Origin of the sequence: Protaetiibacter intestinalis, assembly GCF_003627075.1 — a bacterium.
GTDB lineage: Bacteria > Actinomycetota > Actinomycetes > Actinomycetales > Microbacteriaceae > Homoserinibacter > Homoserinibacter intestinalis.
Genome location: NZ_CP032630.1, coordinates 2,289,857 through 2,316,204, shown reverse-complemented (window position 1 = coordinate 2,316,204; position 26,348 = coordinate 2,289,857). Strand labels below are relative to the sequence as shown.

General features: G+C 72.2%; 30 protein-coding genes, 1 tRNA gene and 1 other RNA gene. 11 read left to right on the top strand and 21 right to left on the bottom strand.

Annotation, left to right across the window (positions count from 1 at the left end; genetic code table 11):
• The first annotated feature begins 12 nt into the window (after positions 1–12).
• Together D7I47_RS10960 and D7I47_RS10955 are read left to right on the top strand one after the other, a co-directional pair.
• Positions 13–414: an SIP domain-containing protein gene (locus D7I47_RS10960; protein WP_120763085.1), complete on the top strand. Its 402-nt coding sequence runs from the start codon at positions 13–15 to the stop codon at positions 412–414.
• Positions 415–431: 17 nt separating this feature from the next.
• On the top strand, positions 432–2,162 hold the full coding sequence (locus D7I47_RS10955) for an L-aspartate oxidase (protein WP_120763083.1): 1,731 nt from the start codon (positions 432–434) through the stop codon (positions 2,160–2,162).
• A gap of 38 nt (positions 2,163–2,200) precedes the next feature.
• On the opposite strand, the gene ssrA is transcribed toward D7I47_RS10955, so the two are convergent.
• Positions 2,201–2,571: a transfer-messenger RNA gene (gene ssrA, locus D7I47_RS10950) on the bottom strand.
• A gap of 129 nt (positions 2,572–2,700) precedes the next feature.
• On the opposite strand from ssrA, the gene D7I47_RS10945 reads away from it, so the two are divergent.
• Positions 2,701–3,372: an SIMPL domain-containing protein gene (locus tag D7I47_RS10945; RefSeq protein WP_157981710.1), complete on the top strand. Its 672-nt coding sequence runs from the start codon at positions 2,701–2,703 to the stop codon at positions 3,370–3,372.
• Positions 3,373–3,376: 4 nt separating this feature from the next.
• Here the strand turns inward: D7I47_RS10945 and smpB are convergent, their stop codons facing one another.
• From smpB to prfB, 4 genes are all read right to left on the bottom strand, one after another.
• The gene (smpB, locus tag D7I47_RS10940) at positions 3,377–3,853 is read right to left on the bottom strand and encodes an SsrA-binding protein SmpB (RefSeq protein ID WP_120763079.1); all 477 of its coding nucleotides are present in this window, start codon (positions 3,851–3,853) and stop codon (positions 3,377–3,379) included.
• Positions 3,854–3,981: 128 nt separating this feature from the next.
• Positions 3,982–4,890 carry a permease-like cell division protein FtsX gene (gene ftsX, locus D7I47_RS10935; protein WP_120763077.1) on the bottom strand — a complete coding sequence of 303 codons (909 nt, stop codon included), beginning with the start codon at positions 4,888–4,890 and terminating at the stop codon, positions 3,982–3,984.
• Positions 4,890–5,885: a cell division ATP-binding protein FtsE gene (ftsE, locus tag D7I47_RS10930; protein ID WP_120763075.1), complete on the bottom strand. Its 996-nt coding sequence runs from the start codon at positions 5,883–5,885 to the stop codon at positions 4,890–4,892. The genes ftsX and ftsE overlap by 1 nt, the downstream gene beginning before the upstream one ends.
• Positions 5,886–6,013: 128 nt before the next feature.
• On the bottom strand, positions 6,014–7,120 hold the full coding sequence (gene prfB / locus D7I47_RS10925) for a peptide chain release factor 2 (RefSeq protein WP_120763073.1): 1,107 nt from the start codon (positions 7,118–7,120) through the stop codon (positions 6,014–6,016).
• 36 nt (positions 7,121–7,156) lie between these two features.
• On the opposite strand from prfB, the gene D7I47_RS10920 reads away from it, so the two are divergent.
• Positions 7,157–8,392, top strand: coding sequence for an MFS transporter (locus D7I47_RS10920; RefSeq protein ID WP_120763071.1), 1,236 nt, complete (start codon positions 7,157–7,159; stop codon positions 8,390–8,392).
• 11 nt (positions 8,393–8,403) lie between these two features.
• Here D7I47_RS10920 and D7I47_RS10915 read toward each other — a convergent pair whose 3' ends face one another.
• Genes D7I47_RS10915 through D7I47_RS14890 form a run of 5 tightly spaced genes read right to left on the bottom strand, consistent with a single transcriptional unit; the run spans position 8,404 to position 10,475 of the window.
• Positions 8,404–8,967: a hypothetical protein gene (locus D7I47_RS10915; protein ID WP_120763069.1), complete on the bottom strand. Its 564-nt coding sequence runs from the start codon at positions 8,965–8,967 to the stop codon at positions 8,404–8,406.
• Between the two features lie 40 nt (positions 8,968–9,007).
• A complete protein-coding gene (locus D7I47_RS10910; protein ID WP_120763067.1) occupies positions 9,008–9,448 on the bottom strand; it encodes a pilus assembly protein TadG-related protein in 441 nt (146 codons plus the stop codon).
• On the bottom strand, positions 9,445–9,930 hold the full coding sequence (locus D7I47_RS10905) for a hypothetical protein (protein WP_227000636.1): 486 nt from the start codon (positions 9,928–9,930) through the stop codon (positions 9,445–9,447). Before D7I47_RS10905 ends, D7I47_RS10910 begins: the two co-directional genes overlap by 4 nt.
• Positions 9,905–10,309 (bottom strand): TadE/TadG family type IV pilus assembly protein, encoded by a 405-nt coding sequence (locus D7I47_RS10900; protein WP_193726433.1) that lies wholly within the window; start codon positions 10,307–10,309, stop codon positions 9,905–9,907. Before D7I47_RS10900 ends, D7I47_RS10905 begins: the two co-directional genes overlap by 26 nt.
• A gap of 1 nt (position 10,310) precedes the next feature.
• A complete protein-coding gene (locus D7I47_RS14890; RefSeq protein ID WP_170154375.1) occupies positions 10,311–10,475 on the bottom strand; it encodes a hypothetical protein in 165 nt (54 codons plus the stop codon).
• A gap of 135 nt (positions 10,476–10,610) precedes the next feature.
• On the opposite strand from D7I47_RS14890, the gene D7I47_RS10895 reads away from it, so the two are divergent.
• The gene (locus D7I47_RS10895; protein WP_120763065.1) at positions 10,611–11,078 is read left to right on the top strand and encodes a hypothetical protein; all 468 of its coding nucleotides are present in this window, start codon (positions 10,611–10,613) and stop codon (positions 11,076–11,078) included.
• 5 nt (positions 11,079–11,083) lie between these two features.
• Here D7I47_RS10895 and D7I47_RS10890 read toward each other — a convergent pair whose 3' ends face one another.
• Genes D7I47_RS10890 through D7I47_RS10880 form a run of 3 tightly spaced genes read right to left on the bottom strand, consistent with a single transcriptional unit; the run spans position 11,084 to position 14,123 of the window.
• Positions 11,084–12,031, bottom strand: coding sequence for a type II secretion system F family protein (locus D7I47_RS10890; protein ID WP_227000634.1), 948 nt, complete (start codon positions 12,029–12,031; stop codon positions 11,084–11,086).
• A complete protein-coding gene (locus tag D7I47_RS10885) occupies positions 12,019–12,888 on the bottom strand; it encodes a type II secretion system F family protein (protein ID WP_319592662.1) in 870 nt (289 codons plus the stop codon). Before D7I47_RS10885 ends, D7I47_RS10890 begins: the two co-directional genes overlap by 13 nt.
• On the bottom strand, positions 12,885–14,123 hold the full coding sequence (locus D7I47_RS10880; RefSeq protein ID WP_227000632.1) for a CpaF family protein: 1,239 nt from the start codon (positions 14,121–14,123) through the stop codon (positions 12,885–12,887). The genes D7I47_RS10885 and D7I47_RS10880 overlap by 4 nt, the downstream gene beginning before the upstream one ends.
• Before the next feature lie 84 nt (positions 14,124–14,207).
• On the opposite strand from D7I47_RS10880, the gene D7I47_RS10875 reads away from it, so the two are divergent.
• Together D7I47_RS10875 and D7I47_RS10870 are read left to right on the top strand one after the other, a co-directional pair.
• A tRNA-Leu gene (locus tag D7I47_RS10875) sits at positions 14,208–14,288 on the top strand.
• Positions 14,289–14,536: 248 nt separating this feature from the next.
• Positions 14,537–15,262 (top strand): DedA family protein, encoded by a 726-nt coding sequence (locus tag D7I47_RS10870; RefSeq protein ID WP_120763933.1) that lies wholly within the window; start codon positions 14,537–14,539, stop codon positions 15,260–15,262.
• A gap of 232 nt (positions 15,263–15,494) precedes the next feature.
• Here D7I47_RS10870 and D7I47_RS10865 read toward each other — a convergent pair whose 3' ends face one another.
• The 4 genes from D7I47_RS10865 to rdgB form a co-directional block, all read right to left on the bottom strand.
• The gene (locus D7I47_RS10865) at positions 15,495–16,715 is read right to left on the bottom strand and encodes an Nramp family divalent metal transporter (RefSeq protein ID WP_120763064.1); all 1,221 of its coding nucleotides are present in this window, start codon (positions 16,713–16,715) and stop codon (positions 15,495–15,497) included.
• 10 nt (positions 16,716–16,725) lie between these two features.
• A complete protein-coding gene (locus tag D7I47_RS10860; RefSeq protein WP_264371271.1) occupies positions 16,726–17,319 on the bottom strand; it encodes a metal-dependent transcriptional regulator in 594 nt (197 codons plus the stop codon).
• A gap of 13 nt (positions 17,320–17,332) precedes the next feature.
• Positions 17,333–18,241 carry a cation diffusion facilitator family transporter gene (locus tag D7I47_RS10855; RefSeq protein ID WP_120763061.1) on the bottom strand — a complete coding sequence of 303 codons (909 nt, stop codon included), beginning with the start codon at positions 18,239–18,241 and terminating at the stop codon, positions 17,333–17,335.
• Positions 18,242–18,322: 81 nt separating this feature from the next.
• Positions 18,323–18,901, bottom strand: a complete 579-nt coding sequence (gene rdgB / locus D7I47_RS10850) for an RdgB/HAM1 family non-canonical purine NTP pyrophosphatase (RefSeq protein WP_120763059.1) — start codon at positions 18,899–18,901, stop codon at positions 18,323–18,325.
• 138 nt (positions 18,902–19,039) lie between these two features.
• Between rdgB and D7I47_RS10845 the strand changes: the two genes are divergently transcribed.
• The gene (locus D7I47_RS10845) at positions 19,040–19,642 is read left to right on the top strand and encodes a GNAT family N-acetyltransferase (RefSeq protein WP_157981709.1); all 603 of its coding nucleotides are present in this window, start codon (positions 19,040–19,042) and stop codon (positions 19,640–19,642) included.
• A gap of 25 nt (positions 19,643–19,667) precedes the next feature.
• Here the strand turns inward: D7I47_RS10845 and rph are convergent, their stop codons facing one another.
• Complete coding sequence (gene rph / locus D7I47_RS10840) at positions 19,668–20,399, bottom strand: ribonuclease PH (RefSeq protein WP_120763055.1); 732 nt, start codon at positions 20,397–20,399, stop codon at positions 19,668–19,670.
• Positions 20,400–20,432: 33 nt separating this feature from the next.
• Positions 20,433–21,287 (bottom strand): glutamate racemase, encoded by an 855-nt coding sequence (gene murI, locus D7I47_RS10835; protein ID WP_227000630.1) that lies wholly within the window; start codon positions 21,285–21,287, stop codon positions 20,433–20,435.
• A gap of 298 nt (positions 21,288–21,585) precedes the next feature.
• On the opposite strand from murI, the gene D7I47_RS10830 reads away from it, so the two are divergent.
• The 3 genes from D7I47_RS10830 (at position 21,586) to D7I47_RS10820 (ending at position 24,458) form a co-directional block, all read left to right on the top strand.
• On the top strand, positions 21,586–22,083 hold the full coding sequence (locus tag D7I47_RS10830; RefSeq protein ID WP_157981708.1) for a hypothetical protein: 498 nt from the start codon (positions 21,586–21,588) through the stop codon (positions 22,081–22,083).
• A 35-nt stretch (positions 22,084–22,118) separates the two neighbouring features.
• Complete coding sequence (locus D7I47_RS14790) at positions 22,119–22,883, top strand: hypothetical protein (protein ID WP_157981707.1); 765 nt, start codon at positions 22,119–22,121, stop codon at positions 22,881–22,883.
• Between the two features lie 270 nt (positions 22,884–23,153).
• Complete coding sequence (locus D7I47_RS10820) at positions 23,154–24,458, top strand: nicotinate phosphoribosyltransferase (protein ID WP_120763050.1); 1,305 nt, start codon at positions 23,154–23,156, stop codon at positions 24,456–24,458.
• A gap of 12 nt (positions 24,459–24,470) precedes the next feature.
• Here D7I47_RS10820 and D7I47_RS10815 read toward each other — a convergent pair whose 3' ends face one another.
• Complete coding sequence (locus tag D7I47_RS10815) at positions 24,471–24,734, bottom strand: DUF3039 domain-containing protein (RefSeq protein WP_120763049.1); 264 nt, start codon at positions 24,732–24,734, stop codon at positions 24,471–24,473.
• A gap of 50 nt (positions 24,735–24,784) precedes the next feature.
• Entirely contained in the window at positions 24,785–26,347 is a 1,563-nt protein-coding gene (locus tag D7I47_RS10810) for a hypothetical protein (RefSeq protein ID WP_120763047.1), read from the bottom strand.
• Position 26,348: the final 1 nt, after the last annotated feature.

Genomic DNA, 26,348 nt, shown 5'->3' with positions numbered 1-26,348 from the left:
AGCCTTACCTATGTGATCGACGAGCCCCACTTCCTCCTCGTCGGCGACAGCAGGGACATCCCCGCCATCAGTGGGATGCTCACCCGTCTCCCGGTCGGCTCCTTCGGCCAGGTGTACCTCGAGGTGGCGTCCGCCATCCAGATGCGTCGCCTGCCCGCCCCCGACCGCGTCTCGGTGACCTGGCTGTGCCGCGACCGTCAGGCCTCCGCGAGCGGCGCCATCGCACCGCGCGGCGAACTCGCCGCGCGGGCCGCCGCCGCCTGGGTCTCCGAATGGATGCCGGAGGACTCCGACACGCGCCCGCATCCCTACATCATGTGGATCGGCTGCTCGACGAGCGCCCCCGTGAGCGAGCTCTACCGCCGCCTCGCCGACCGCCTCGGCGACGCCCACCTGCACCACCCGCACTACTGAGACCGCAAAGGAACCCCGTGTCCCCCACCGAACGCCGCCTGTCCGCCACCGTGCTCGTGATCGGCACCGGGGGCTCGGGCCTCCGCGCCGCCATCGAACTCGCCGAGGCGGGCGTCGACGTGCTCGTCGTCGGCAAGCGCCCCCAGGCCGACGCCCACACCTCGCTCGCCGCCGGCGGCATCAACGCGGCGCTCGGCACCATGGACCCCGACGACTCGTGGCAGCAGCACGCGGCCGACACCCTCACCGAGAGCTACCTGCTCGCCGACCCGCGCACCGTCGAGATCGTCACGCGCGAGGCGGCCCGCGGCATCGAGGACCTCGAGCGCTACGGGATGCCGTTCGCCCGCGAGGAGGACGGTCGCATCTCGCAGCGCTTCTTCGGCGCGCACACCTTCCGCCGCACCGCGTTCGCGGGCGACTACACGGGGCTGGAGATCCAGCGCACGCTCGTGAACCGGGCGGCGCAGTTGCACATCCCCGTGCTCGACTCCGTCTACATCACGCGCCTCCTGACACGCGACGGGGCGGTGTTCGGCGCCTACGGCTTCGACGTGGGCGACGGCACGCGCTTCCTCGTGCACGCGGATGCCGTGATCCTGGCCGCGGGCGGCCACAACCGCATCTGGCGCCGCACCTCCTCGCGCCGCGACGAGAACACGGGCGACTCCTTCCGGCTCGCCGTGGAGGCGGGTGGGCGCCTCCGCGACGCCGAGCTCGTGCAGTTCCATCCCTCCGGGATCCTCGAGCCCGAGAACGCCGCGGGAACCCTCATCTCCGAGGCCGCGCGCGGCGAGGGCGGGATCCTGCGGAACGCGCTCGGCGAGCGGTTCATGGGCCGCTACGACGCCGAGCGCATGGAGCTCTCCACGCGCGACCGCGTGGCGCTCGCCGCCTACACCGAGATCAAGGAGGGCCGCGGTACCGCGAAGGGCGGGGTGTGGCTCGACGTCTCGCACCTGCCGCGCGAGACCATCATGCGGAAGCTCCCCCGCGTCTACCAGACGATGCTCGAACTGCAGATGCTCGACATCACGACCGACCCGATCGAGATCGCGCCGACCGCGCACTACTCGATGGGCGGCGTATGGGTGCGGCCCGAAGACCACTCGACGGATGTCGAGGGCCTCTACGCGATCGGCGAGGCGGCATCCGGGCTGCACGGCGCCAACCGACTGGGCGGCAACTCGCTCATCGAGCTGCTCGTCTACGGGCGCATCACGGCGCAGGCCGCCGCAGCGTACGCATCCGGCCTCGACGCCCAGCGCCGCTCGGCGGACGCCGAGGCCTTCGCCCGCGCCGAGGTCGACGGCCTGCTCGCCGCCGACGGGCCGGAGAACGTGCGGGCGCTGCAGCGCGGCGTCCGCAACACCATGACCGAGCACGCCGGCGTCGTGCGCGACGAGGCGGGACTCACCGCGGGCCTCGCCGAGCTCGACGCGATCGAGGAGCGGATGCGCGACGTCGGCGTGCACCCCGACATCGCCGGCTTCCAGGACCTCGCCCACGCCTTCGACCTCAAGGCCTCCGCCCTCGCCGCCCGCGCCACCCTGCAGTCCGCGCTCGAGCGGCGCGAGACCCGCGGCTGCCACAACCGCTCCGACTTCCCCGAGCTCGACCCGGCACTGCAGGTGAACCTCGTGTGGTCGGCCGACGGCACGGTCGAGCGCGAGCCGATCGCCGCCATCCCCGCCGAGATCGCCGAACGGATGCACGAGGTCTCGGCCGCGGGCAAGCTCGTGGAGTAGTGGCTCACGAGATCCCCGCAGCGCGTGATGACGACCGATGGTGGAGATGGGGGGAATTGAACCCCCGTCCATCGCTGTGAGCCTGCGCCTTCTCCGGGCGCAGTCCGTGAAAACGTTCTACTCGGCTCCGACCTTCGTCACGAACACCTAGGTCGACGAGCCCAGCCCCAGTGAAAGTCCCGCGCGACCCTGGAACTCAGCCGCACAGCAAGCCCTCTAGATGACGCCAGGGTCCGGATCGAGGGCGAGTCCGGTCTGACGGACCTATCTACTCCGCTTAGGCAGCGAGAGCGAGGTCGGTGCGCTTAACGTTGGCACCTATGGATTGCGGAGGGCGTTAACGAGATAACCCCGCATCCTCGGCCCGCTTCTCGCAGTTTCGCAGGCGATGTCGAAACCGATCATCCCCATGGTCACCTCGGGATCTCTCCCGTTCGAGGTGGGCCGTCATCACGCGCTGTGGAGTTGTGAATCCGCGCCGTCTCCGGCGCAGCCCTTCATCATAGCCGAGGAGGGCGCCGCCTGGCAGGATGAGGCGATGGGCACCGTCATCACCGTTCAGGGCCACTTCACCGCCTGGTATCCCGCCGAGCGCGCCACCGTCCGTCTCGCCGTCGCCTTCGACGGTGCGAAGCGCGAGGGCGTGCTCGCCTCGGCGACCGCCGCGGTGCAGACCGTCACCGACTCCGTCAAGCGTCTGCACGATCCGGATGCCGGACCCGTCACCTGGTGGGCGAGCGACCGCATCCGGGTGTGGGCGCAGCGTCCCTGGAACAACGAGGGCAAGCAGCTGGCGCCCGTGCACCACGCGGCGATCTCGATCACCGTGAAGTTCAAGGACTTCGACGCCCTCGCCGACTGGCTCACCGAGGCCGCCACGGTGCCCGGTGTGCAGGTGAGCGGCATCGAGTGGGGGCTCACGGAGGCCAAGCGCACCTCCGTGACGACCGAGGTGCGCTCGCGCGCCGTCACGGACGCCGCCGACAAGGCGCGCGTCTTCGCGCAGGCGATCGGGCTCGCCCAGGTGACGGCGACCGCGATCGCCGACCCCGGGATGCTGGGGGTGACGGGCGACCCGGGCGCCCCCGCCCCGACGATGATGCGGGCGGCCGCGTTCGCCGCTCCCCCGCCGGGAGGCGCATCCCTCGACTTCACCCCCGAGGACATCGAGGTGTCGGCATCCGTCGACGCGCGCTTCGAGGCAGACTGAGCGTCTACTCCCCCAGGTGGCGGCGGCTCGCCATCGCGCGGTCGGCCTCGCGCTTGTCCTGCCGCTCGCGCAGGGCCTGGCGCTTGTCGTACTCGCGCTTGCCCTTCGCGATCGCCAGCTCGACCTTCGCGCGGCCGTCCTTGAAGTAGATCGAGAGCGGCACGAGCGTGTAGCCGCCCTCCTTCGTGCGGTGGCTGATCTTGACGATCTGCTCCTTGTGCAGCAGGAGCTTGCGCTTGCGACGCGTGGCGTGGTTCGTCCACGAGCCGGAGCCCCACTCGGGGATGTGCACGGCATCCAGCCACAGCTCGCCGCCGTCGATGAAGGCGTAGCCGTCGACGAGCGACGCCTTGCCCTCGCGCAGCGACTTCACCTCGGTGCCCGAGAGCACGATCCCGGCCTCATAGGTGTCCTCGATCGTGTAGTCGTGGCGCGCCTTGCGGTTGGTCGCGACGACCTTCTCACCCTTCTCACGGGGCATGGCGCACCTCCTTCGACTCTCGTGCCGTGCGCGCGGCAGCCGTTCAGTCTATGTCAAACGCTGCAGCGCCTGTCTCCGCGCGGCAGACATCACCGCAGCGCGAGGGGAAGCGCTGCAGCGTTTGACACCTAGGCCTTGAGGTAGCGGCGGATGGCGACGCTCGCCGAGAGGGCGGCCAGCAGGGCGCCGACCCCGACCAGGATCGGGGCGACCAGCAGCGCATCCTGGATGCCGATGAAGGAGTAGTTGGTGAAGTTCTCGCTGAGGTAGCCCGTGACGAAGAAGTGCACGATCGCGACGACCGCGCCGCTCGCCAGCACCGAACCGATGAGCGAGGCGAGCACGCCCTCGAGGATGAACGGCGTCTCGATGAAACGGTTCGAGGCGCCGACGAGCCGCATGATCGCGAGCTCACGCCGGCGGGAGAAGGCCGACAGCCGGATCGTGGTCGAGATGAGCAGCACCGCCGTGACGAGCATGAGGCCCGCGATGCCGACGGCCGTGTAACTCGCGGCGTTCATGACGTCGAAGATCGGCTGCAGCAGCGCCCGCTGGTCGCGCACCTCGTCGACACCCGGCATCCCCGTGATCGAGTCGATGATGACGTCCGACTGGTTCGGGTCGTAGAGCTTCACCTGGAAGTCCGGGCCGAAGGAGTCGATCGTCGCGAGTTCGGCGAGGCTCGACCCCGCGAACTCCTCCTGGAAGCGCGCGAACGCCTCCTCGGTGGACTCGAAGTTGACGGTCTCGACGAAGTCGGCGAGCGTCGGGCTGTCGAGCTGCGCCTGCACGGCGTCGATCTGCTCCTGGGTGGCGTCGGCTCCGTCGCACGCCTTCACGATGTCGGTGCACATGTACACCGTCACCTCGGCGCGGTCGTACCAGTAGCCCTTCATCTGCCCGATCTGCAGCTGCAGCAGCACGGCTGCGCCGAAGAAGGTGAGCGAGATGAAGGTCACCAGGATGACCGACACGACCATCGAGAGGTTGCGTCGGAACCCCTGACCGACCTCCGAGAGGATGAGTCCCAGTCGCATCAGTCGGCCTCCGGCTCCACGAGCGGCGGCGGCACGGGCGGCGCCGAGGAGGTGGCGGATGCCGCGGGCTGCGTCACCGCACGCACGGACGCGGTGACGGGCTCGCGCGGCTCGACGGGCGCGGTGCGCGGGGCGAACGGCGACACGGCGGGTGCGGATGCCGCTGTCGGCACCGCGGGGGCGGTCGGCGCAGCGGGCGTCGCCGCCGTGACCGGCGGCACCGAGGTGCGCAGCGCATCCGGGGCGGGCGCGCCCGAGGCGGCGAGCCGCTCGCGCTCCATCGCGGCGCCGAAGTCCTGCACCGGGATCGCCTGCGTCTGGTAGCCGCCCTGGCGCTCGTCGCGCACGATCTGACCCGAGACGAGCTCGATGACGCGACGCTTCATGGTGTCGACGATGCCGGAGTCGTGGGTCGCCATGAGCACCGTGGTGCCGTTGGCGTTGATGGTCGACAGCAGCGTCATGATCCCGGCGCTCGTGGCCGGGTCGAGGTTGCCGGTCGGCTCGTCGGCGAGCAGGATCGCAGGCTTGTTGACGATGGCGCGCGCGATCGCGACACGCTGCTGCTCACCGCCCGAGAGCTCGTGCGGGAACCTGCCCGACTTGCCGGCGAGGCCCACCATCTTGAGCACATCCGGCACCGCCTCCTGGATGAAGCCCTTCGACTTGCCGATCACCTGCAGGGTGAAGGCCACGTTGTCGAAGACGGTCTTCGCGGGCAGCAGACGGAAGTCCTGGAACACGACGCCGAGGCTGCGTCGGAAGTAGGGCACCTTGCGGTTGGCGAGGCTCGTGAGGTCGTGGCCGAGCACGTGGATCCTGCCCTTGCTGGGCCGCTCCTCCTTGAGGATCAGCCGCAGGAAGCTCGACTTGCCCGACCCGGAGGCGCCCACGAGGAACACGAACTCCCCCTTGAGCACCTCGAGGCTCACGTTGTTGAGGGCGGGACGTGTGGCACCCGAGTAGGTCTTCGTCACCTGGTCGAATCGGATCATGGCGTTTCGAGCCTAAGCAGGCTTTCGCGGGAGCCGGGGCGCGACACTCCCCCCAGTTCGGGATCGGCGGATCTCGATACGCCGCTGCGCGGCTACTCGATCAGCGGAGGTTGTTCGGGATCGGCGGATCAGTCCTCGTGGTCCTGCTTGCGCCAGCGGATGCCGGCCGCGATGAGCCCGTCGAGGTCGCCGTCGAAGACGGCGGCCGGGTTGCCGACCTCGTAACCGGTGCGCAGATCCTTCACGAGCTGCTGGCCGTAGAGGAAGTAGGAGCGCATCTGGTCGCCCCAGCTCGCCGTGATGACGCCCGCGAGCTCCTTCTTCTTGGCAGCCTCCTCCTCGCGCTTGAGCAGCAGCAGGCGGGTCTGCAGCACGCGCATGGCGGCGGCGCGGTTCTGGATCTGCGACTTCTCGTTCTGCATCGAGACGACGAGCCCGGTCGGCAGGTGGGTGATGCGCACCGCCGAGTCGGTCGTGTTGACCGACTGGCCGCCGGGTCCGGAGGAGCGGAACACGTCGACGCGGATGTCGCCCTCCGGGATCTCCACCTCCTGCGCCTCCTCCATGACGGGGATCACCTCGACGGCCGCGAAGCTCGTCTGGCGCTTGTCGGCCGAGCCGAAGGGGCTGATGCGCGCGAGCCGGTGGGTGCCCGCCTCGATCGAGAGGGTGCCGTAGGCGTAGGGGGCGTCGACCTCGAAGGTGGCCGACTTGATGCCGGCGCCCTCCGCGTAGGAGGTGTCCATGACCTTCACGGGGTAGCCGTGGCGCTCGGCCCAGCGCAGGTACATGCGCAGCAGCATCTCGGCGAAGTCGGTGGCGTCGTCGCCGCCGGCGCCGGAGCGGATGGTGACGACGGCCGAGCGGGCGTCGTACTCGCCGTCGAGCAGGGTCTGCACCTCGAGGTCGCCGATGGTCTTCTTGAGCGCCTCGTACTCGGCCTCCGCCTCGGCGGCCGTGTCGGCATCCTCTGCCTCGCGCGCGAGCTCGACGAGCACCTCGAGGTCGTCGATGCGGCGCTCGACGCCGGTGATGCGGGTGAGTTCGGCCTGGCGGTGGCTGAGCGCGCTCGTCACCTTCTGGGCGTTCTCGGGGTCGTCCCAGAGGTCCGGGGCGCCGGCCTTCTCGGAGAGGTCGGCGATCTCGGCCTCGAGCCGCTCCACCCCCACGACGGCGCGGATGTCGTCGAAGGTGCTGCGGAGGGCGGCGAGCTGTGCGGGGAGGTCATCGAGCATGGCGGTTACAGCCTAGGCGAGTAACGTGGTCCGGCCATGACCGCGCGCCCCGACGATCCCCGTTTCCCGTGGCGTCAGGTCGTCGTGGCGGCGTTCCTGCCGACCATCCTGTTCTCGATCGGCGAGGGCGCGATCATCCCGGTGATCCCCGTCGTGGCCCACGAGCTGGGCACCGGGCTCGCGGGCGCGGGCCTCATCGCGGCGATGATCGTGGTCGGCGAGCTGCTCGGCGACATCCCGAGCGGCGCCCTGGTGGCGCGGATCGGCGAGCGCGCGGCGATGATCGCCGCGTGCGTCGTGTCGATCGCGGGCAGTGCGCTCGCGGTGTTCGCGACGGAGCCGTGGATGCTGGGGGTCGCGATTCTGCTGATCGGCCTCGCGACGGCGGTGTTCGCGCTGGCCCGCCACGCCTTCATGACGAGCTTCGTGCCGCCGGTGTTCCGCGCGCGGGCGCTCTCGACGCTCGGGGGCACCTTCCGTCTCGGCTTCCTGATCGGCCCGTTCGCCACCGCCGGGGTGATCCAGGCGACGGGCGTCGCCGCGTACGCGTTCTGGATCCAGGTGGCGGCCTGCCTCGCCGCCGGCGTGGTGCTCGTCGTGCTGCACGACCCGGCCGAGGTGGCCGCCGCGGGCCCCACGGCGGGCGTCGTGGAGGCGGTGGAGGCCGAGCGGGGGCTCTGGCGCACGATCGCGGCGAACCGCCGCGTGCTGCTGACGCTCGGGAGCGGCTCCGCCACGGTGGCGGCGCTGCGCTCGAGCCGCAACGTCATCCTGCCCCTGTGGGCGGTGTCGATCGGCATGCACGAGGCGACGGCGGCGATCGTGATCGGCTCGGCAGCCGCGGTCGACTTCGCGCTGTTCTACGCGGGCGGCTGGATCATGGACCGCTTCGGGCGCCTGTGGACGGCGGTGCCGTCGATGATCGGCCTCGGGCTCTCGCACCTGCTGCTCGCGGTCACCCACGACGTGCCGAACGCCCAGCTGTGGTTCGTGGTGGTGGCGGTGACGCTGGCGCTCTCGAACGGCATCGGGGCGGGCATCCTGATGACGCTCGGCGCCGACCTCGCCGACCCCGCGCATCCGGCCCCCTTCCTCGGGGCGTGGCGGTTCACGAACGACACCGGAGCGGCGCTCGCCCCGCTCGCGATCGCGGGCGTCACGGCGGTGGCCTCGCTGCCGATCGCGGTGGGCGTGATGGGGGTCGTCGGGCTGCTCGGCGCGCTCGATCTGCGCATCTTCGTGCCGCGGTACTCGCAGCGGCGTCCACGCTGAGGCCCGGCCGCTCAGCTGGTGAAGACCACCGCGTCGCCGATCAGGATCGAGGTGATGAGGCCGTCGGCGACGCCGAAGATGACGATCGTGCCGTCGGCGGCCTGCGCCGAGACCACGTCGGCGGGTATCAGATCGCCGTACCAGCCGGCGCGGAAGGCGTCGAGCTGGGCGTCGGGAACCGGGGAGGACCAGCTGCTCGCCGACAGGTAGCCGCTCGCACCCGCGACCTCGGACGCCGCGATGAGGCCGCAGCATTCGCTCGCGGCGAGGATGTAGTTCACGGGGTCGGCGAGGTAGGGACGGATGTCGTCGATCCGTCCGGCGTTGAGGGCCGCGATCACGGCCGCGCGTTCGGTCGCGTCGAGCGCGGGCGCCTCGGCGACGGGCTCGTCCGCCGGCTCCTCCTCGGCGGCCCCGTCGTCCGTCTCCTCGACGGTCGGTTCGTCGGAGGCGGCCGCGGTGGGCGTCTCGGAGGACGACGCGTCGTCCGGTGCGACGGGCCCCGCGCATCCGCTGAGCGCGAGGAGGAGGGCGAGGGCGCCCGCGGCGGCCCCGAACGTGGTGGTGGTCTTCATGCCTTCACGACGCGTGGATACCGCTGCGAGGTTGACACGCTCACCCGAAGACGGACCTCGCGGTCGCGGTGGCGTCGATGCGGATGCCGTCGGGCACGAACACGGTGACGATCGGCGGGCGCCAGGTGGCCGACATCGTGACGGTCGCGCTGCGACCGTCGACGCTGGCCGCCTCGTCGACGGCGAGCTCCTCGAACTCGGCCATCGGGTTGCCGTCGAGGTAGCCGGCGACCGCGGATGCCACGTCCGCGCTCTCGAGCACGGGCCGCGGTCCGTCCGGCGTGAGCGACACCGCGTCGAGCTCGAAGGCCTCCGCACCGACGAGCGCGGCACCGTCGGCGAGCGTGAACAGCCGCTTCTTCTCGAGGTAGAGCGAGGTGGCGGCCGTCACGACGAGCACGACCGCGAGCGCGAGGAAGCCGAAGAAGATGACGAGGGGCAGCGTCGAGCCCTCGTCCGCGGCGAGCCGCTGCCGCCTCATCCGCCCACCCGGAAGCGCGAGACCTGCTCGGTCGCGACCGCCCGCACCGGCACCCCGGCCGGCACGTCGAGGGTCAGCACGGGTGGGGCGAGGGGCAGCGGCACGACCGTCGCGATCTCGACGGTGACGAAGCCGCGGCGGGCGAGGCAGTCGGCGGGGTCGGGTCGGCAGCTGATCGCGACCTGCGCGGCGGATGCCTGGAGCCCGTAGTCGGCGAGCGTCACCGCCACCGCGCGCTCGGCGGCGGCACGCGCCTCCTCGAGCGTCGGCTCCTGCACGAAGACGCGACTCGCCTGCCGCGCCGCGCCCTCGACCCCGAGGGCCGCCGCCTGCAGCGCCGAGACGGTGAGCACGAGGTAGACGAGCGGCACGAGCAGCAGCACGCCGACGGTGATGAACTCGAGCGAGGCGGAGCCCCCGTCGGTTCGCGCGTGCGCGAGCCGGTGCCGCAGCGCCTCAGTCCAGCGTCTCGCGAGCCGCATGGCCCTCGACCTCCAGCGCGCGGTCGGGGCCGAGCAGTCCGAGCAGCGGCAGGGTGGTGCGCACCGTGACGATGACGGCGGGCGCGCCCATCCACGAGCCCTCGCTCACCCGGATGTCGCGCGCGTAGTCGGGGCCGACGGCGGTCGCGATGAGCTCCGCGGTGCGCGGCGCCGCATCCGCCGGCACGTTGTCGGCGAGCGCCCCGAAGCGGGCGCCCTCGGCGGCCGCGTCGAGCACGGTGTTGCGGATGTGCAGCGCGAGGGCGAGCTGCAGCACCGCGAGCGTGAGGAAGGTCAGCAGCACCCCGACGAGCACGAACTCGACGGGCGCCGATCCGGCGTCGTCGGCGAACACGCGACGGATGCGGCCGGCCCCCACCTCAGATCCCGGAGACCTTGTCGATGGCGTTCTGGAAGATGTCGGAGAGTGCGGGCCCCGCGAGCGCCCAGATGAGGATGACGAGCGCCGCGGTCATGAGGGTGATGAGCACCCACCCCGGCACGTCGCCCCGGTCGTCTCGAAGCCGCAGCAGGAAGCGTCGCATGCCGCCCAGTGTGGTGCGGATCCGCCGACGGCGTCGGCGGTTATCCACAGGCTTCCTCGACCGCGTTATCGGATCGACGACGGATGGTGATCGTGTCGAGACCTTCCGTGCCGCTCCGCTTCCTACGATGACTGCGTGAACCACCGCCGAGTCGCCGCACTGGTCGCCACCGCGACGCTGTCGTGCTGCGGGCTCTCCGGCTGCACCCCGGGAACGCCGGTCGCCTACCACGTGACCGCCGGCACCGTCGACATCGCGTTCTGCGACACCTTCACCGCTGACTCGGTGGTGATCTCCTTCGTCGGGCCCGCCGGAGAGCCGGCCTCTCCGTCCGGGATCTCGGCCTCGGGCGAATCGGCCGACTTCGGCAATGGAGTGCCCGTCTCCGTCTCGATGGAGAACTGGGTCGAGACCCCCGGGTCCGAGGGCATCCCCTCCGATTGGGCACGCGTCGACTACGAGTTCTCCGCGGACGGCGACTACGCCGGCGAAGAGTACCTCTTCCGACGCGACGTGGGCTCGTCGGGGTGGGGATGGACCAGCGGTTTCAACGTCGCCTCGCCCTCCTGCGAGCTGCAGCTCGAGTCGAACGCCAGCCGCTGAGGCGCCTAGAACCCCAGCTCGAGCACGAGGGTGGCCGGGAACAGGGCGAAGACCACCGTCACGGGCAGGATGAGGAACACGAGCGGAACGAGCATCGTGACCTCCTTGCGCCCGGCCGACTCGAGCAGCGACCGCTTGGCGTCCTCGCGGGAATCCTGCGCCTGGGCCCGCAGCACCTCGACGAGCGGGCTGCCGCGGTCGAGCGCGGTGACCAGCTGCTCCGTCGCGCGGCTGAGGGCGGGCAGCCCGAGCGCGTCGGCGCAGCGGGAGAGCGCATCGGTGAGGGGCACGCCGATGTCGACGTCGGCGATCACCCGGCCGAGTTCGGCGGCGAGCTCGCCGCTGCCGACACGGGCGACGCGGCGCAGGGCGTCGCGCACCGTCTCGCCCGCCGAGAGCGCGAGGCTCAGGAACTCGAGCACGGTCGGCAGCTCGTCGGCGATGCGGGCCACGCGGGCGCGTGCCCGCCGGGCGAGCAGCTGCTCGGGCAGCAGCAGGCCGCCCGCGGCCAGCACGACCCCGAGCACGACCGACACCACGGGCTGCACGGCGGCCGTCTGGGCCAGCAGCAACGCCACGACGATGCCCAGGGCGGCACCGGCGGCCGCGCACGCGAGCTGCCGGGAGCGGAATCCGGCCACCGTGAGCATCGAGCCGGCCTGCCGCAGGCGGCGGGCGACCGTCACGTCGCCGCCCAGCAGGTTCGCGAGCAGCCCGCGCGCCCGGTCGAGCGCGGGGCCCGCGAGTCCCGCGATGACGGATGCCGGCTCGCCCGAGCGGCGAGCGCGCAGCGCGCGGGCCTCGGCCGAGACGTCGAGCACGTACGGGGCCACCCGGTCGGCGAGGCGTCTCGCGCCGAGGCGGGGCAGCATCCCGGCGAGCGTCCAGAGCCCGAGCCCCAGCCCGATCCCGGCCGCCACGGCGAGCGCGAGCGTCGGGCTCACGCGAACCACCGCCGTTCCTCGGGCAACCTCCCGAGCGCGAGCATGAGACGGTAGGCGACGACCGTCACGACGAGACCGACCGCGAGCACCGTCACCCCGAGCGGCGAGTTGTAGGCGCGCACCGCCTCCGGACGCGCGGCGAGCAGCAGCAGCACGAGCCAGGGCGCCGCCACCCCGAGGCGCGCGGCGCTGACGACCCAGGTCTGCCGCGCCTCGACCTCGGAGCGGATGGCGGCATCCGCTCTCAGGTGCGCGGCGAGGGCCCGCAGCACGGGCGGCAGCTCGGTGCCGCCCACCTCGCGCGCCACCCGCACCGTCTCGACGACGCGATCGGCGACGGGGTCGGCGAGCCGGGCCTTCAACTCGTCGAGGGCGAGGGAGAGCTGGCCGGTCGCCCGGTAGTCGTCGGCGAGTTCGAGGAACGCGGGGCGCAGTGGCGTCGGGCCGCTCTCGCCGAGCGCGCAGAGGGCGTCGGCGAGCGGGAGACCGGATCGGAGCCCGGCGACGAGGTGGTCGAGCGCATCCGGCCAGACGGCCCGCATCGCGCGGCGGCGGGCCCGGGCGCGGGCCGAGATGAGGGCGAACGGCAGCGCCGTCGCCGCGAGCCCCGTCGCCACCGCGAGCGCGACGACGGGGGTGAGGGCGAGCACGAGCACGCCCGCCGCGATGCCGATGACGACGGCGACCGCGATCACGACGGGCCCCGAGACGCGGGAGAGCCCCGCCTGCGCGAGCCGCTCCTCGAGCCGCACCAGCGGATCGCGCCGCACCCGCCGCGGCGCCCGCGCGTCGGCGGGCCACAGCCACGGGGAGGCGACGAACAGCAGCCCGACGCCGAGCAGCAGTCCCCACGCGACGGCGATCACGATGCCGACGCGCTCTCGCGCAGGATGGGCGCCGGGTCGACCCCCGCCCGCTCGAAGGCCGCCATCCGGGGCGGCAACGCACCCGTCGCCACGAGCCGGTCGCCCGCGAGCGCGAACAGCGTGGTCGCCTCGACGACGCCGTCGACGACCCGGCCGCTCGGGGCGAGCACCTCGACGACGCGGCGGCGCCCGTCGCGCTGCAGCTCGGCGTGCACGACGAGGTCGATCGACGAGGCGACCGTCGGGGTGACGAACCCGACGTCGATGTTGCGCCCGGCGAGCAGCGGCAGGGTGCACAGCTTCACGAGCGCCTCCCGGGCGCTGCCCGCGTGCAGCGAGCACATGCCCGGGATCCCCGAGTTCAAGGCGATCAGCAGGTCGAGCGACTCGGCCTCGCGCACCTCGCCCACGATGAGCCGGTCGGGTCGCATCCTCAGCGACTCCTTGATGAGCCGCCGCAGGCTGATCTCGCCCGTGCCCTCGAGGCTCGGCTGGCGGCACTGCATCGCGACGTGGTCGACGGCGGAGACCGAGAGCTCGAAGGTCTCCTCGACGGTCACGACCCGCTCGCCCGGGCGGCACGAGCCGAGCAGCGCGCCGAGCAGCGTCGTCTTGCCGCTGTGGGTGGCCCCCGTCACCAGGATGTTGTGGCCGGTGCGCACGGCGACGTGCAGGAACCCGGCCGCCTGGCTCGTGAGCGAGCCGAGCTTCACGAGGTCGACGAGCGTGCGCATGCCCGCCCGGAAGCGGCGGATGTTGACAGAGATCTCGGCGCGCGTGACGTCCGGGATGACGGCGTGCAGGCGCGAACCGTCGGGCAGCGAGGCGTCGACGAACGGCGAGGCCAGGTCGACCCGGCGGCCGGTCTGGTGCAGCATCCGCTCGAGCAGCTCCCGCACCTCGCCGGGGGTGAGCGCGAGCGGCACCCGCTCGGCGATGCCGTCGCGCGCGACGAAGATGCGGTCGGGGGCGTTGATCCACAGCTCCTCGACGCGCGGGTCGTCGAGGTACGGCTGCAGCGGGCCGAGGCCGGTGAGGGCGGCCACCACCTGCCGGGCCACGTGCGCCTCGTCGTCGAGCAGCGGCACGGAGCCGCCGAGCGCGAGCTCGGCGTAGCGCTGCACCTCATCGCGCACGTAGCGGTCGGCGAGCGCCGCATCCGCCCGGAGGTCGACCCCCTCGCGCCGCACGCGCTCGCGCACCTGTTCGGCGATGAGTCCGACCGCGCTCGTCACCCGGTCATGATGCCCGGCCGCGGCGGGAGGCCGCGGAAGTTGTCCACAACCGGCGGATGCGGCGCCTCCTAGACTGAAGCTCCTGCGGGAGTGGTGGAACGGTAGACACGCAGGATTTAGGTTCCTGTGCCTCACGGCATGCGGGTTCGAGCCCCGCCTCCCGCACGCCCCCCCCCCCCCCCCCCCCGCTGACCGGTCGGTGATTCGCCTCATCCGGGCGGTTTAGGGCTGGAAACCGACCACTCAGCGACGTCGGCTCGCACCAACCCGGGGGTGAACCCCCAGGTTGCGGATGCCGTGAGCGGCTACGCTGAACGCACCCGCCACCCGCCGATCGCCCCGCGACCGACGTTCAGGAGAACCCTCTCGTGCCGTTCACCACCGCCGCCCTCGCGTTCATCGCCGCCGCGCCGATGGGACTCATCCCCTGGCTCGACCCGCACGAGATCATCGTCAACGCCGGCCCGTGGGCACTGCTCGTGGTGTGCCTCATCGTCTTCGCCGAGACGGGCCTGCTCGTCGGCTTCATCCTGCCGGGCGACACCCTGCTCATCATCACGGGCCTGTTGAGCTTCACCGGCACCATGACCGAGTCGGGCACCGGCATCCAGATCCCGATCTGGTGGGTGTGCCTCGCGATCGCGGTGGCCGCGTTCCTCGGCGGCGAGGTCGGCTACCTCATCGGCCACAAGGCGGGACCGCGCATCTTCGAGCAGAAGGAGAGCGGGCTGTTCTCGAAGGAGAACGTCATCCGCACCAACAAGTTCTTCGAGCGCTGGGGCCCGATCGCGATCGTCATCGCCCGATTCGTGCCCATCGTGCGCACCTTCGCCCCCGTCGCGGCGGGCGTCGCCCACATGGACTATCGCCGCTACTCGCTCTACAACGCGGTCGGCGCGTTCGTCTGGGGCGCCGGGCTCACCTTCGCGGGCTTCCTGCTCGGCTACATCCCGCCGCTCGCCGACTTCGTCACCGAATACATCGACGTCATCCTGCTCGCCGCGATCTGCCTCGCGATCATCCCGACCGTGTTCCACTACGTGCAGGGTGTCGTGAAGGCCCGCCGCGCCCGCAAGGCGGGCGTCACGCCGCTCACCGACGAGGAAGCCGCCCTCGACCCCAAGCTGCTCGACGACTGAGCCGCGTCGCGGCCGTCCGGGCTGTCGCGCATCCGCAACTCAGGAGATCCGCGCCGGTGAGCGGCCGATAGGGCCCGTACCCCTCGTCTCTCCTGAGTTGCGAAACTACGCGTGACCGCAACTCAGGAGATATCGGCGAAAAGCGGATGCCGCCCGCAGGTCGGCGCGGATCTCCTGAGTTGCGGAATCCGGCGTTGCGGAATCCGGCGTTGCGGCGACGGCCGCACAGGCGCTAGCCGCCGGTCGCGAGCAGCACGAGCAGCGTCGCGTTGAGGGCGATGAGCAGCACGGCCGCGAGCGCGGCGAGCGCCGTCGTCCACGGCCGGTTCGCGGCATCCCCCATGAGCTCGCGCCGCGTCGTCAGCCGCACGAGCGGCACGAGCGCGAACGGGATGCCGAACGACAGCACCACCTGGCTGAGCACGAGCGCGAGCGTCGGTTCGAACCCCAGGAACAGCAGCACGAGGGCCGGCGCGAGGGTCACGAGACGCCGCACGAGCAACGGGATGCGGGCGCGCAGCAGCCCCTGCATGATCTCGGCGCCCGCGTAGGCGCCGACCGAGGTCGAGGCGAGTCCGGATGCGAGCAGCCCGACCGCGAAGAGCGTCGCGATGACGGGCCCGAGTGCCGCGCCGATCGCCGCGTGCGCCCCCTCGAGGGTGTCGGTGCCTTCCACCCCGGCGAGGGTGGAGGCGGCGAGCAGCAGGATCACAAGGTTGACGGTGCCGGCGACCGCGAGCGCGATCGTCACGTCCACCCGCGTGGCGCGCAGGATGCGGCGCCGCTCGGGGCCCTCCGGCACGCGCCCGAAGCGGTCGCGGGTGAGGGCCGAGTGGGCGTAGATGGCGTGCGGCATGACTGTGGCGCCGAGGATCGACGCGGCGAGCAGCACCGAGCCGGCATCCGCGAACCGCGGGACGAGCCCGCCGAGCGCGGCCGCCGGGTCGACGGGGGCCACGACGAGGCCCGCGCAGAAGCCGATCGCGATGATCGCGACGAGGCCGATCACGACCCTCTCGAAGAGGCGCGGACCGCGACGGCTGTGCAGCGTGAGCAGCGCGATCGACACCGCCCCCGTGATGACCCCGCCGAGCGGCAGCGGCAGCCCGAACAGCAGGTTGAGGGCGATCGCGCCGCCGATCACCTCCGCGATGTCGGTCGCCATCGCGACGAGCTCGGCCTGCACCCAGTAGGCGTACCGCGCGCCGCGGTGCCGGAACCGGATGCCGAGCAGCGCGGGCAGACTCTCGCCGGTGGCGATGCCGAGCTTCGCCGAGAGGTACTGGATGAGCCACGCCATCGCGTTCGCGAGCACCACGACCCACACGAGCAGGTAGCCGTAGGCGGCCCCCGCGCTCGCGTTGCTCGCGACATTGCCGGGGTCGAGGTAGGCGACCCCGGCGACCATCGCGGGGCCGAGGGCGCCCCACAGCCCGACGCGGTTTTTCGGCATACCGAAAAATCTAGCGGAGCACGACCACCCACACCGACTCGGCCGCGCCGTCGGGCAGCTCCCCCACCGTCACGACCGTGTCGAGGCCGATGCCCGCGGCCTCGATGCGCCGCAGCACCTCGGGGTCGCGGTCGTTGATGCGGGCCACCCGCCCGGCGACGCCCGGCTCCAGGCGCGAGGCGAGCACGGCATCCGGGCGCGCCACCCGCCCCTCGCCGTCGGGGATCGGATCCCCGTGCGGGTCGCGGACGGGGTGCCCGAGCTGGGCGTCGATCGCGTCCAGCAGCCGGTCACTCAGGGCGTGCTCGAGCACCTCGGCCTCGTCGTGCACCTCGTCCCAGCGGTAGCCGAAGCCCTCCACGAGCCAGGTCTCGACGAGCCGGTGCCGGCGCACCATCCGCAGCGCCTCGGCTCGACCGGCATCCGTGAGCGTGATCGCCCCGTACGGGGCGTGCCGCACGAGCCCGAGCGCCACGAGCTTCTTCACCATCTCGGTCACGCTCGACGGCACGAGGCCGAGCCGCGCGGCCAGCTGCGAGCCCGTGATGGGCGCGTCCTGCCACTCGGTGTGACCGTAGATGGTCTTCAGGTAGTCCTCGATCACCGAGGATGCGGGCCTAGCGATGGGCGTGCTCCTCGTGCTCGGTGTGCCCGGCCGGTTCGAGCTGGAAGGTCGAATGCGCCACGTCGAAATGCTGGGCGAGGCAGCCGCCGAGCGCGTCCAGCAGCGCGTGGGTCTCGCCGCGCGAGAACACCTCCGGCTCGACCACGACGTGCGCCGTGAACACCGGGGCGCCGGAGGTGATGTTCCAGATGTGCACGTCGTGCACGGCCACCACCCCGGGCGCCTCGCGGATGTGGTCGCGGATCTGCGCGACGTCGCGGTCGCGGGGCGCCGACTCGGTGAGCACCCGCACGACGTCGCGCAGCAACAGCACCGCGCGCGGCACGATGAGCGCGGCGATCACGAGCGAGGCGATCGCATCCGCCGGCACGAAGCCGGTCGCGAGGATCACGACCGCGGCGACGATCGCGGCGATCGAGCCGAGCATGTCGCCGAACACCTCGAGCAGGGCGCCGCGCAGGTTGAGCGCGTGGCGGTCGCCGCCGCGCAGCACGAGGAAGGCGACGACGTTCGCGGCGAGGCCGACGGCGGCGATCACGAGCATGGGCCCCGCGTCGACGTGGGCCGCACGTGTCGTGAGCCGCCCGATCGCCTCGACCGCGACGACCGCGGCCACCACGACGAGGATCAGGCCGTTCACGAGCGCCGCGAGCACCTCCATCCGCTGGAAGCCGAAGGTGTGGCGGTCGGTCGCCGGCCGGGCGGCGACGAGGGATGCCGCGAGCGCCACCGCGAGGCCGATCGCGTCCGACGACATGTGGCCCGCGTCCCCGAGCAGCGCGAGGGAGCCCGACACCGCGGCACCCACGAGCTCGACGACGAGCACCGTGAGCGTGATGGCGAGCGCGATCGCGAGTCGCGCCCGGTTGCCGGTCGCATGCTGCGCGTGATCGTGCCCCACCCCACCAGGCTAGGGCCGCGCGCGCCGGGCGAGGCCGCCCCCGGCCTTCTCGGGAACGCTGCTCACAACCGTTCTCAGCGCTCAGCCGTAGAGCTCCCGCAGACGCTCGACGAGGGCGCCGAAGGCGCGGGCGCGGTGGCTCACGGCGTTCTTCTCGTCGGGGGTGAGCTCGGCCGAGCTGACCTCGAGGCCCTCGGGGCGGAACACCGGGTCGTAGCCGAAGCCGTGCGCCCCCGAGGGCGCCGTCAGCACCTCGCCCGGCCACACGCCCCGCACGGCGAGCTCGGTGTCGCCGTCGACGAGCGCCGCCGCGCACACGAACTCGGCCGCGCGATCCGCGACCCCGTCGAGCTCGGCGAGCAGCCGGGTGTAGTTGTCGACATCGTCGCGCGTGCCCGCGTAGCGCGCCGAATGGATGCCGGGGGCGCCGCCGAGCGCGACCACCGCGATCCCCGAGTCGTCCGCGATCGCCGGGAGCCCCGTGTGCGCGTTGGCCGCGCGCGCCTTGATGAGGGCGTTCGCCTCGAAGGTGTCGCCATCCTCCACGGGCTCCGGCCCGTCGTAGCCGACGAGCTCGTGGGGCCCCAGCCGCTCCCCCAGGATGCGGCGCAACTCCTCCACCTTGTGGGCGTTGTGGGTGGCCAGCACGAAGGTCGTCATACCCCGAGCCTATGGCCCCGTTCGGGGGGCAGAGGACGCCGCCGGGACGGGCGTAGCATCCGGCACGACGGCACCGCATCCGGCGACGCCGGGCAACGATGGCGCACCCGACACCGTCGCGCATGGGCGGGAGTCGCCATGTCGATGGACATGCACATCTGGTACCGGGAGACCGGGCAGACGGCGAGCGGGCTGCGTCTCGCCGAGGCGTGGGAGGACGCCGAGCACCCCGACGGCGTCTACCTCGACGAGGTGCCGGGCGACGCGGCGCTCGTCTGGAAGTCGACGGAGACGGATGCCGCGCTGCTGCACGTGACGATCCCGGAGGAGCGCGCACCGGGCGTCCCGCACCTGTGGTTCACGGCCGCCGACGAGCCACACGCGGCCCCGCGGGCCTGCACGCTGTCGGCCTACACGGACGGGCCGTTCGTGTCGGGGTCGATCGTGTCGCCCCTCGCCTTCGCGACCCTCGGCATCCGGGGCGACGACGAGCTCGGCACGGTGCGCTGGCTGCGGGACGGCCTCGTCGTCGACCTGTACGTGGCGCCCGATCTGCGCCGTCAGGGTGTCGCCACGTGCCTGCTGCTCGCGGCGGGCGCCTGGCAGCAGGCCAACCGCTGGCCCGGGTTCATCCACGCGGACCGGCCGCGCACCCGGCTCGGGCGCGCCTTCCTCACCCGGCTGCGGCATCCGGGACGCGTCGCGCGGGATGCCGGACCCCGGTTCGACGAGGAGGAGTAGCTCGGGCACGGGTGCCGCCCGCGGCTCAGCCGGCGAGCGCCTCCGTCTGGATGCGGGCGAGCTCGGCGTTGCCGGCGAGGGCCAGCTCGAGCAGCGCGTCGAGCTCGCGGCGGTCGAAGGGCGCGCCCTCGGCGGTGCCCTGCACCTCGACGAACAGCCCGCGGCCGGTGACGACCACGTTCATGTCGGTCTCGGCCCGCACATCCTCGGTGTATGCCAGATCGAGCATGGGCTCGCCGTCGATGATGCCGACGCTCACGGCCGACACCGTGTCGATGAGGGCCTTCGCGTTCTTGCCGATGAAGCCCTTCTCGCGGCCCCAGGCCACGGCATCCGCGAGCGCCACGTACGCGCCCGTGATGGCGGCGGTGCGGGTGCCGCCGTCGGCCTGCAGCACGTCGCAGTCGATGACGATCGTGTTCTCGCCGAGCGCCTTCGTGTCGATGATGGCGCGGAGGCTGCGGCCGACGAGCCGCGAGATCTCGTGGGTGCGGCCGCCGACCCGACCCTTCACCGACTCGCGGTCCATGCGCTCGTTGGTGGAGCGCGGCAGCATCGCGTACTCGGCCGTCACCCAGCCCTTGCCCTTTCCGGTGAGCCAGCGCGGCACGCCGTTCGTGAAGCTCGCCGTGCACAGCACCTTCGTGTTGCCGAAGGAGATGAGGGCGCTGCCCTCGGCCTGGGCGCTCCAGCCGCGTTCGATCGTGACGGGGCGCAGCTGCTCGGGGCTGCGGCCGTCGGCGCGGGCGTCGGTCATGGTGGCTCCTTCGGGGCGGATGCGGATGCGGGGTCAGGCGGGCGGGGCCGGCACCGTGATGGCGCCGGTGGGGAAGTTCTCGACGTGCCGCACTTCGGGCCCGAGGAAGCGCGCGGCGAGGGCACGGAAGGCGCGTTCGTCGTCGCCCGTCGACTCGAAGCGGTGCACGGGCGGGGTGCCCGCGGTGCGCTCGAGACCGTGCGAGACGAGCGTGCGGTAGACGTCGGCGGCGGTCTCCTCGGCGCTCGAGACGAGCCGCACGCCGGGACCCATCACGTACTGGATGGCGGCCGACATGAGCGGGTAGTGGGTGCAGCCGAGCACGAGGGTGTCGACATCCGCCTCGATGAGCGGGGTCAGGTAGCCCTGGGCGGCCTCGAACAGCTCGGGCCCGCTCGTGACGCCCGCCTCCACGAACTCGACGAAGCGGGGGCAGGCCTCGCTGAACAGCTGCAGTCCGTCGGCGGCGGCGAAGGCGTCGTCGTACGCCCGGGATTGGATGGTGCCCGCCGTGCCGATCACGCCGACCCGCCCGTTGCGGGTGGCGCGCACCGCGGCGCGCACCGCCGGCTGGATGACCTCCACCACCGGGATGCCGGCGCCGACCGTGTACCGCTCGCGCGCATCCCGCAGCACGGCGGCAGACGCGGTGTTGCAGGCGATGACGAGCGCCTTCACCCCCTCCGCGACGAGGTCGTCCATGACGGCGAGCGCGTAGGCGCGCACCTCGGCGATCGGCTTCGGGCCGTAGGGGGTGTGGGCGGTGTCGCCGACGTAGAGGATCGCCTCGTTGGGCAGCTGGTCGAGGATCGCCCGCGCCACCGTGAGCCCGCCGACCCCGGAGTCGAACACCCCGAGGGGTGCGTCGGTGGGCACTGCTGCGGTCACGATGCCCCAGCGTACCCGCGACGGCCGACCCGGGCCGCGCTCCCCCTCCCCACCCTCCCCCGCGTCGGAGTCGTGCTTCCCGAATCAAGGAGGTCGTGTGAGTGGTGTGGCCCGTGCGCCTCATCAGCCGCAGCTGCCGGGCCGACTCCTTGGCACGGGTGCTCCACATCCTTGAGATGGGATGCCCCGCTCCCCGACCCGGGTCGGCGGATGCGAGGACCTGTGGATGAGATTCCCGCCGGGCGCGCGCGTGCCCTAGCGTGTCGGCATGCGCAGAACGGCCCGTCTACTCCCCGCCGTGCTGCTGCTCACGCTCGTCGGCTGCGTGCCGAGCGACCCACCCGTCACTCCCCCGCCGACCTCGGCGGACCCCGTGTTCGCCTCCGACGAGGAGGCGCTTGCGGCGGCGGAAGAGGCGTACCGTGCGTACATCTCGGCGGTCGACGACATTCTGGCGAGTGGGGGTGTCGATTCTGGCCAACTCGATGGCCTTGTCTCTCCCGAGGTCCTAGCAGTTCAAGAAGAGGGCTTCCAGCAATTCCGTGATCTCGGGTGGCGTGCGACTGGAAGCACGATACTTCGGAACTTCACACTCCAGCAGTTCGATGGAGAGTCGATGCTCGTCTTGTATGTGTGCTCTGACGTGAGCGACGTTGACGTCGTGGATGCAGAAGGGGTTTCACAAGTGTCAGCGGATCGTCCGACCACGACAACTTTCGAGTCGTCGCTCGCCTACGACGGTAGAAGGTTCACCGTGGAGACCGACGATCCATGGGAAGGGTCGGGGGTTTGCTGACCCCGGCGATCGTCTTCCTCGCGGCTGCATTGGCCGTGAGCGCTATCTTGCCGGCGAGCGTGCAGGCCCCAACTTGCAGTCGAGCAGAGGAAAAAACTGTCGGTTGCGAGGCAGCCCAAGGCAGCATCGAAGGAGACGAGGCGGTCCTCGCCGGAAGCGAGACAAGGCCCGGCGGCCCTTCATCCGGCGACACCCGTGGCGCCCCCTCCACCCGCGACACCGAGACCGACCCTGACGCCGCCGACCCTCGCTACCACTGCAAGTCGGGCGACGACCTCATCTCGGTCTGCGATGGGCGCGACCCCTACACGGTCGTCACCGTCACGCTCTCCGACATCGCCCGGTTCCGTCCGACGCCCGGCATCCAGCGCATGGAACCCGACGGGTGGGTCGTGGTGGGCCTGCCCGCGAACATCTATTCGCTCGTCGACACCCAGATCGTGCCCGGAACCCTGCTCGGGCTGCCCGCCGACGTGCGCTTCACCCCGGTCGGCTGGAACTGGGACTACGGCGACGGCACCACCGCCACGCTCCCCACCCGCGGCGGCACCTGGTCCGCCCTGGGCCTGCGCGAGTTCGACGCCACCCCCACGAGCCACGTCTACGAGCGAGGCGGCGACTACACGATCCGTCTGAGCATCACCTACCGCGCCGAATACCGCATCGACGGCGGCGGATTCGTGCCCATCGCCGGCACGATCACCCTCCCCGCGAACGAGCTGTACATCACCGCCGGCGGTGCCAAGACGGTACTCGTCGACCGCGACTGCACGGTCGCGCCCGCCGGCCCCGGCTGCTGACGCCTGCACTCCCGCACGAAGCGCGCCGCCCGCACGAAGCGCCCCCGACATCCGCGTCCCATCTCAAGGAGCGCGGCATCCCATCTCAAGGAACCCAGGGCCCGGATGCTGCACTACAGCCCCAGCAGGCCACACGAGCCACACGAACTCCTTGAGATGGGATGCCGCACTCCTTGAGATGGGAGGGGACGGGGACCGGGAGCCGCACGAGGCGAACGGGCACCGGGATGCGGGCGGCGGGTGATCGCGGCGACGGAATACCCTGGGCGCATGACGTCGACGGCGCTCCGCACCGACCGCTACGAGCTCACGATGATCGACGCGGCCCTCCGCGCCGGCACCCACGACACCCCCAGCGTGTTCGAGCTGTTCGCGCGGCGGCTGCCCGACGGGCGGCGCTACGGGGTGGTCGCCGGCACCGGCCGACTGCTGGATGCCATCGCCGAGTTCCGCTTCGGACCCGAGGAGCTCGCCTGGCTGCGACGCGAGCACGTCGTCTCGCCCGAGGCCCTCGACTGGCTCGAGGCCTACCGCTTCACGGGCACCATCCGCGGCTACCGGGAGGGCGAGCTGTACTTCCCGGGCTCCCCGCTGCTCGTCGTGGAGGCGGGCTTCGCCGAGGGCGTCGTGCTCGAGACCCTCGCCCTCAGCGTGCTCAACTACGACTCCGCCGTCGCGAGCGCCGCCGCCCGCATGGTGGCCGCCGCCGTCGGCAGGCCGCTCGCCGAGATGGGCTCCCGCCGCACCGGCGAGCACTCGGCGGTCGCCGCCGCGCGCGCCGCCTACATCGCCGGGTTCGGCGCGAGCTCGAACCTCGAGGCCGGGCGCCGCTGGGGCGTGCCGACGATGGGCACCGCCGCACACGCCTTCACCCTGCTGTTCGACAGCGAGGAGCGCGCCTTCGAGGCGCAGGTCGCGAGCCTCGGCGCCGGCACCACCCTGCTCGTCGACACCTACGACATCCGCCGCGGTGTCGCGAACGCGGTGCGCGCGGCGGGCACCGGTCTCGGCGCGGTGCGCATCGACTCCGGCGACCTCGGCGTCGTCGTGCGCGAGGTGCGCGCCCAGCTCGACGAGCTCGGCGCCACCGGCACCCGGATCACCGTCACCAACGACCTCGACGAGCACGCGATCGCCGCCCTCGCCTCCGCCCCCGTCGACTCCTACGGCGTCGGCACCTCGCTCGTCACCGGCTCCGGCGCCCCCGCCGCGGGCATGGTCTACAAGCTCGTCGCCCGCAAGGATGCCGCGACCGGCTGGGTCTCGGTCGGCAAGTCGTCCGAGGGCAAGGCCACCGTCGGCGGGCGCAAGCAGCCCATCCGCGCCCTCCGCGGCGGGGTCGCCGTCGCCGAGGACATCCACGTGGAGGACCCGCCCGTCGAGGCGCTCGGTCCGGACGCGGGGCGCGCCCTGCACGTGCCGCTCGTGACGGCCGGCACCCTCGACGAGCGCTGGCTCGGCAGCGCGGGCGTCGCCGCCGCGCGCGAGCACCACGCCGCCGCGATCGCCGAGCTGCCGGCCGACGCGCTGCGCCTCTCCCGCGGCGAGCCCGCGATCCCGACGCGGTACCTCTGAGCGGGTGCTCCCCTACTTCAGGCGGTCGTAGATCTTCTGGCAGTCGGGGCACACCGGGAACTTCGACGGATCGCGCCCCGGCACCCACTTCTTGCCGCACAGCGCCCGCACGGGCTTGCCGGTCACGGCCGACTCGACGATCTTGTCCTTCTGCACGTAGTGCGCGAAGCGGTCGTGGTCGCCGTCCTCGGTGAGCTCGCCCTCGAGCAGCTTCTCCAGCTCGCGATCGAGCACATCCGTGCTCCCGCCGACCCGGTCCGCATCCAGTTCGCTCATCCGCCCAGGGTACGTCAGCCGGGCATCCGGCGCAGCCTCGCGGATGCGGGTCAGTTGCGCTGGGTGAAGGCGAGCAGCTCGGGCGCGCGCTTGTCGAAGGAGGCCCCGCCGCCGCGGGTGCCGACGACGTAGACGACGACCCCGGAGGCGACGCCCGCCGCGAGCGCCACCCAGCCCCACCAGCCGCCCTCGATCCACCACATGACGGCTGCCGCGAACGGCGGGACCGCGACGAGCAGCACGAGGAACACCGACATCGACTGCGCCACCCCGCCCTGGCTGCCCGCCACCTGCGGCGCCTGCCAGGCCGGATCGCCCGGCCGGGTCGCCGGGTACGGGAACCGGGCCGAGTAGGCGCTGCCCACCCCGACCCCGCCGAGCAGCAGCGCGACGCACACACCGGTGAGCGGGGCGGCGAGCGACAGGTCGCCGAAGCCCCACACGGTGAGCGGGATGCCGACCAGGAGCAGCAGGGCACCCCACGCGAGCACCGGCACCGAGCGTCCGCGGCGGTCGTCGACGCCGGGCGTCTGCGCCGCGACGTGCTGCCAGACGGCGGTGTTGTCGTAGGCGACGTCGTTGTGCAGCGTCGACCACGACAGCAGCAGCGTCATGACGGGCAGCGGCACGAGCACGGCGGCCTGCGCGGGCACGCCCCCCACCCAGCACACGAGCAGCATCAGGATGGGCACGGCCGGCAGCACCGTGAACACGGCCCGGTAGCGGGGGTCGCGCATCCAGTACGTCACCGAGCGCGCCGCGATGGCACCGGCGGGCGTGGCCGGGAAGTGGGCGAACCAGCCGGGCACGCGGGTGCGCCGCGGCGCCGGCAGCCGGTAGGTGGGGCGCAGCTGGTACCCGACGATCGCGAACCAGGCGACGAGCAGCACGAGCACCACGAGCACGCCCGCCCCGAGCGTCTGCCAGGCGACGGCAGGCGTGTCGACGGTCGACGAGGCGTAGCCGGGGGCGGCCCACAGCATCCCGAACGGGGTCATCGCGAGCCAGCCGGGCATCTGCAGGAACAGTTCGTTGAACGGCCGCGCGAGGTTCACCACCCACCGCAGCTCGGGCACCCGCTGCGCCAGGATCACGACCACCACGACGGCACCCACCGCGAGCAGCAGCACGCTCAGGAAGTCCACCCACGCGGCGAGGCCCGGTCGACGGCGCAACCCGACGCCCGCCTGGCGTGCGAGCTTGATCGACAGCAGCCCCTGCAGGAACAGCAGCGGCGCCGCAGCCCACGCCACCTGCACGGAGGCCGCATCCGGCCAGGCGTTGACGGGTGCGATCGCGAGCGGCACGAGCAGGATGCCGGGGCCGACGAGCGCGAACATCAGGAAGGCGAGCGCGACGGCCATCGGCGGCAGGCCGTAGCCGAGGAAGGCGCGCGGCGGGATCGCGGTGTGCCGGATCGCCATGAGCGGGATGAGCACGGCGGCGAGCGAGAGCCAGGTGCCGACGACGACGGTCGCGCGCATCACGTACAGGTCGTCCCACTGGTGCAGCCAGAAGGAGCCGAACCACACGAACGCGGCGCCGCCGAGTCCGAGCAGCAGTGACACCGCCACCCCGACGGCCTGCAACGGCGGCCGCCGGAAGCCGTTCACG

Excerpts from the sequence above, each read along its gene's own strand:
- prfB (WP_120763073.1), bottom strand. The coding sequence starts at position 7,120 with ATGCTCGATGACCTCCCCGCACAGCTCGCCGCCCTCCGCAGCACCTTC.
- D7I47_RS10845 (WP_157981709.1), top strand. The coding sequence starts at position 19,040 with ATGTCGATGGACATGCACATCTGGTACCGGGAGACCGGGCAGACGGCG.
- ftsE (WP_120763075.1), bottom strand. The coding sequence starts at position 5,885 with ATGATCCGATTCGACCAGGTGACGAAGACCTACTCGGGTGCCACACGT.
- D7I47_RS10910 (WP_120763067.1), bottom strand. The coding sequence starts at position 9,448 with ATGAGGCGGCAGCGGCTCGCCGCGGACGAGGGCTCGACGCTGCCCCTC.
- smpB (WP_120763079.1), bottom strand. The coding sequence starts at position 3,853 with ATGCCCCGTGAGAAGGGTGAGAAGGTCGTCGCGACCAACCGCAAGGCG.
- D7I47_RS10920 (WP_120763071.1), top strand. The coding sequence starts at position 7,157 with ATGACCGCGCGCCCCGACGATCCCCGTTTCCCGTGGCGTCAGGTCGTC.
- rdgB (WP_120763059.1), bottom strand. The coding sequence starts at position 18,901 with ATGACGACCTTCGTGCTGGCCACCCACAACGCCCACAAGGTGGAGGAG.
- D7I47_RS10915 (WP_120763069.1), bottom strand. The coding sequence starts at position 8,967 with ATGAAGACCACCACCACGTTCGGGGCCGCCGCGGGCGCCCTCGCCCTC.
- D7I47_RS10815 (WP_120763049.1), bottom strand. The coding sequence starts at position 24,734 with ATGAGCGAACTGGATGCGGACCGGGTCGGCGGGAGCACGGATGTGCTC.
- D7I47_RS10905 (WP_227000636.1), bottom strand. The coding sequence starts at position 9,930 with ATGCGGCTCGCGAGACGCTGGACTGAGGCGCTGCGGCACCGGCTCGCG.
- D7I47_RS10870 (WP_120763933.1), top strand. The coding sequence starts at position 14,537 with ATGGGACTCATCCCCTGGCTCGACCCGCACGAGATCATCGTCAACGCC.
- D7I47_RS10820 (WP_120763050.1), top strand. The coding sequence starts at position 23,154 with ATGACGTCGACGGCGCTCCGCACCGACCGCTACGAGCTCACGATGATC.
- D7I47_RS10865 (WP_120763064.1), bottom strand. The coding sequence starts at position 16,715 with ATGCCGAAAAACCGCGTCGGGCTGTGGGGCGCCCTCGGCCCCGCGATG.
- ftsX (WP_120763077.1), bottom strand. The coding sequence starts at position 4,890 with ATGCGACTGGGACTCATCCTCTCGGAGGTCGGTCAGGGGTTCCGACGC.
- D7I47_RS10945 (WP_157981710.1), top strand. The coding sequence starts at position 2,701 with ATGGGCACCGTCATCACCGTTCAGGGCCACTTCACCGCCTGGTATCCC.
- D7I47_RS14890 (WP_170154375.1), bottom strand. The coding sequence starts at position 10,475 with ATGCGACGCTTCCTGCTGCGGCTTCGAGACGACCGGGGCGACGTGCCG.
- rph (WP_120763055.1), bottom strand. The coding sequence starts at position 20,399 with ATGACCGACGCCCGCGCCGACGGCCGCAGCCCCGAGCAGCTGCGCCCC.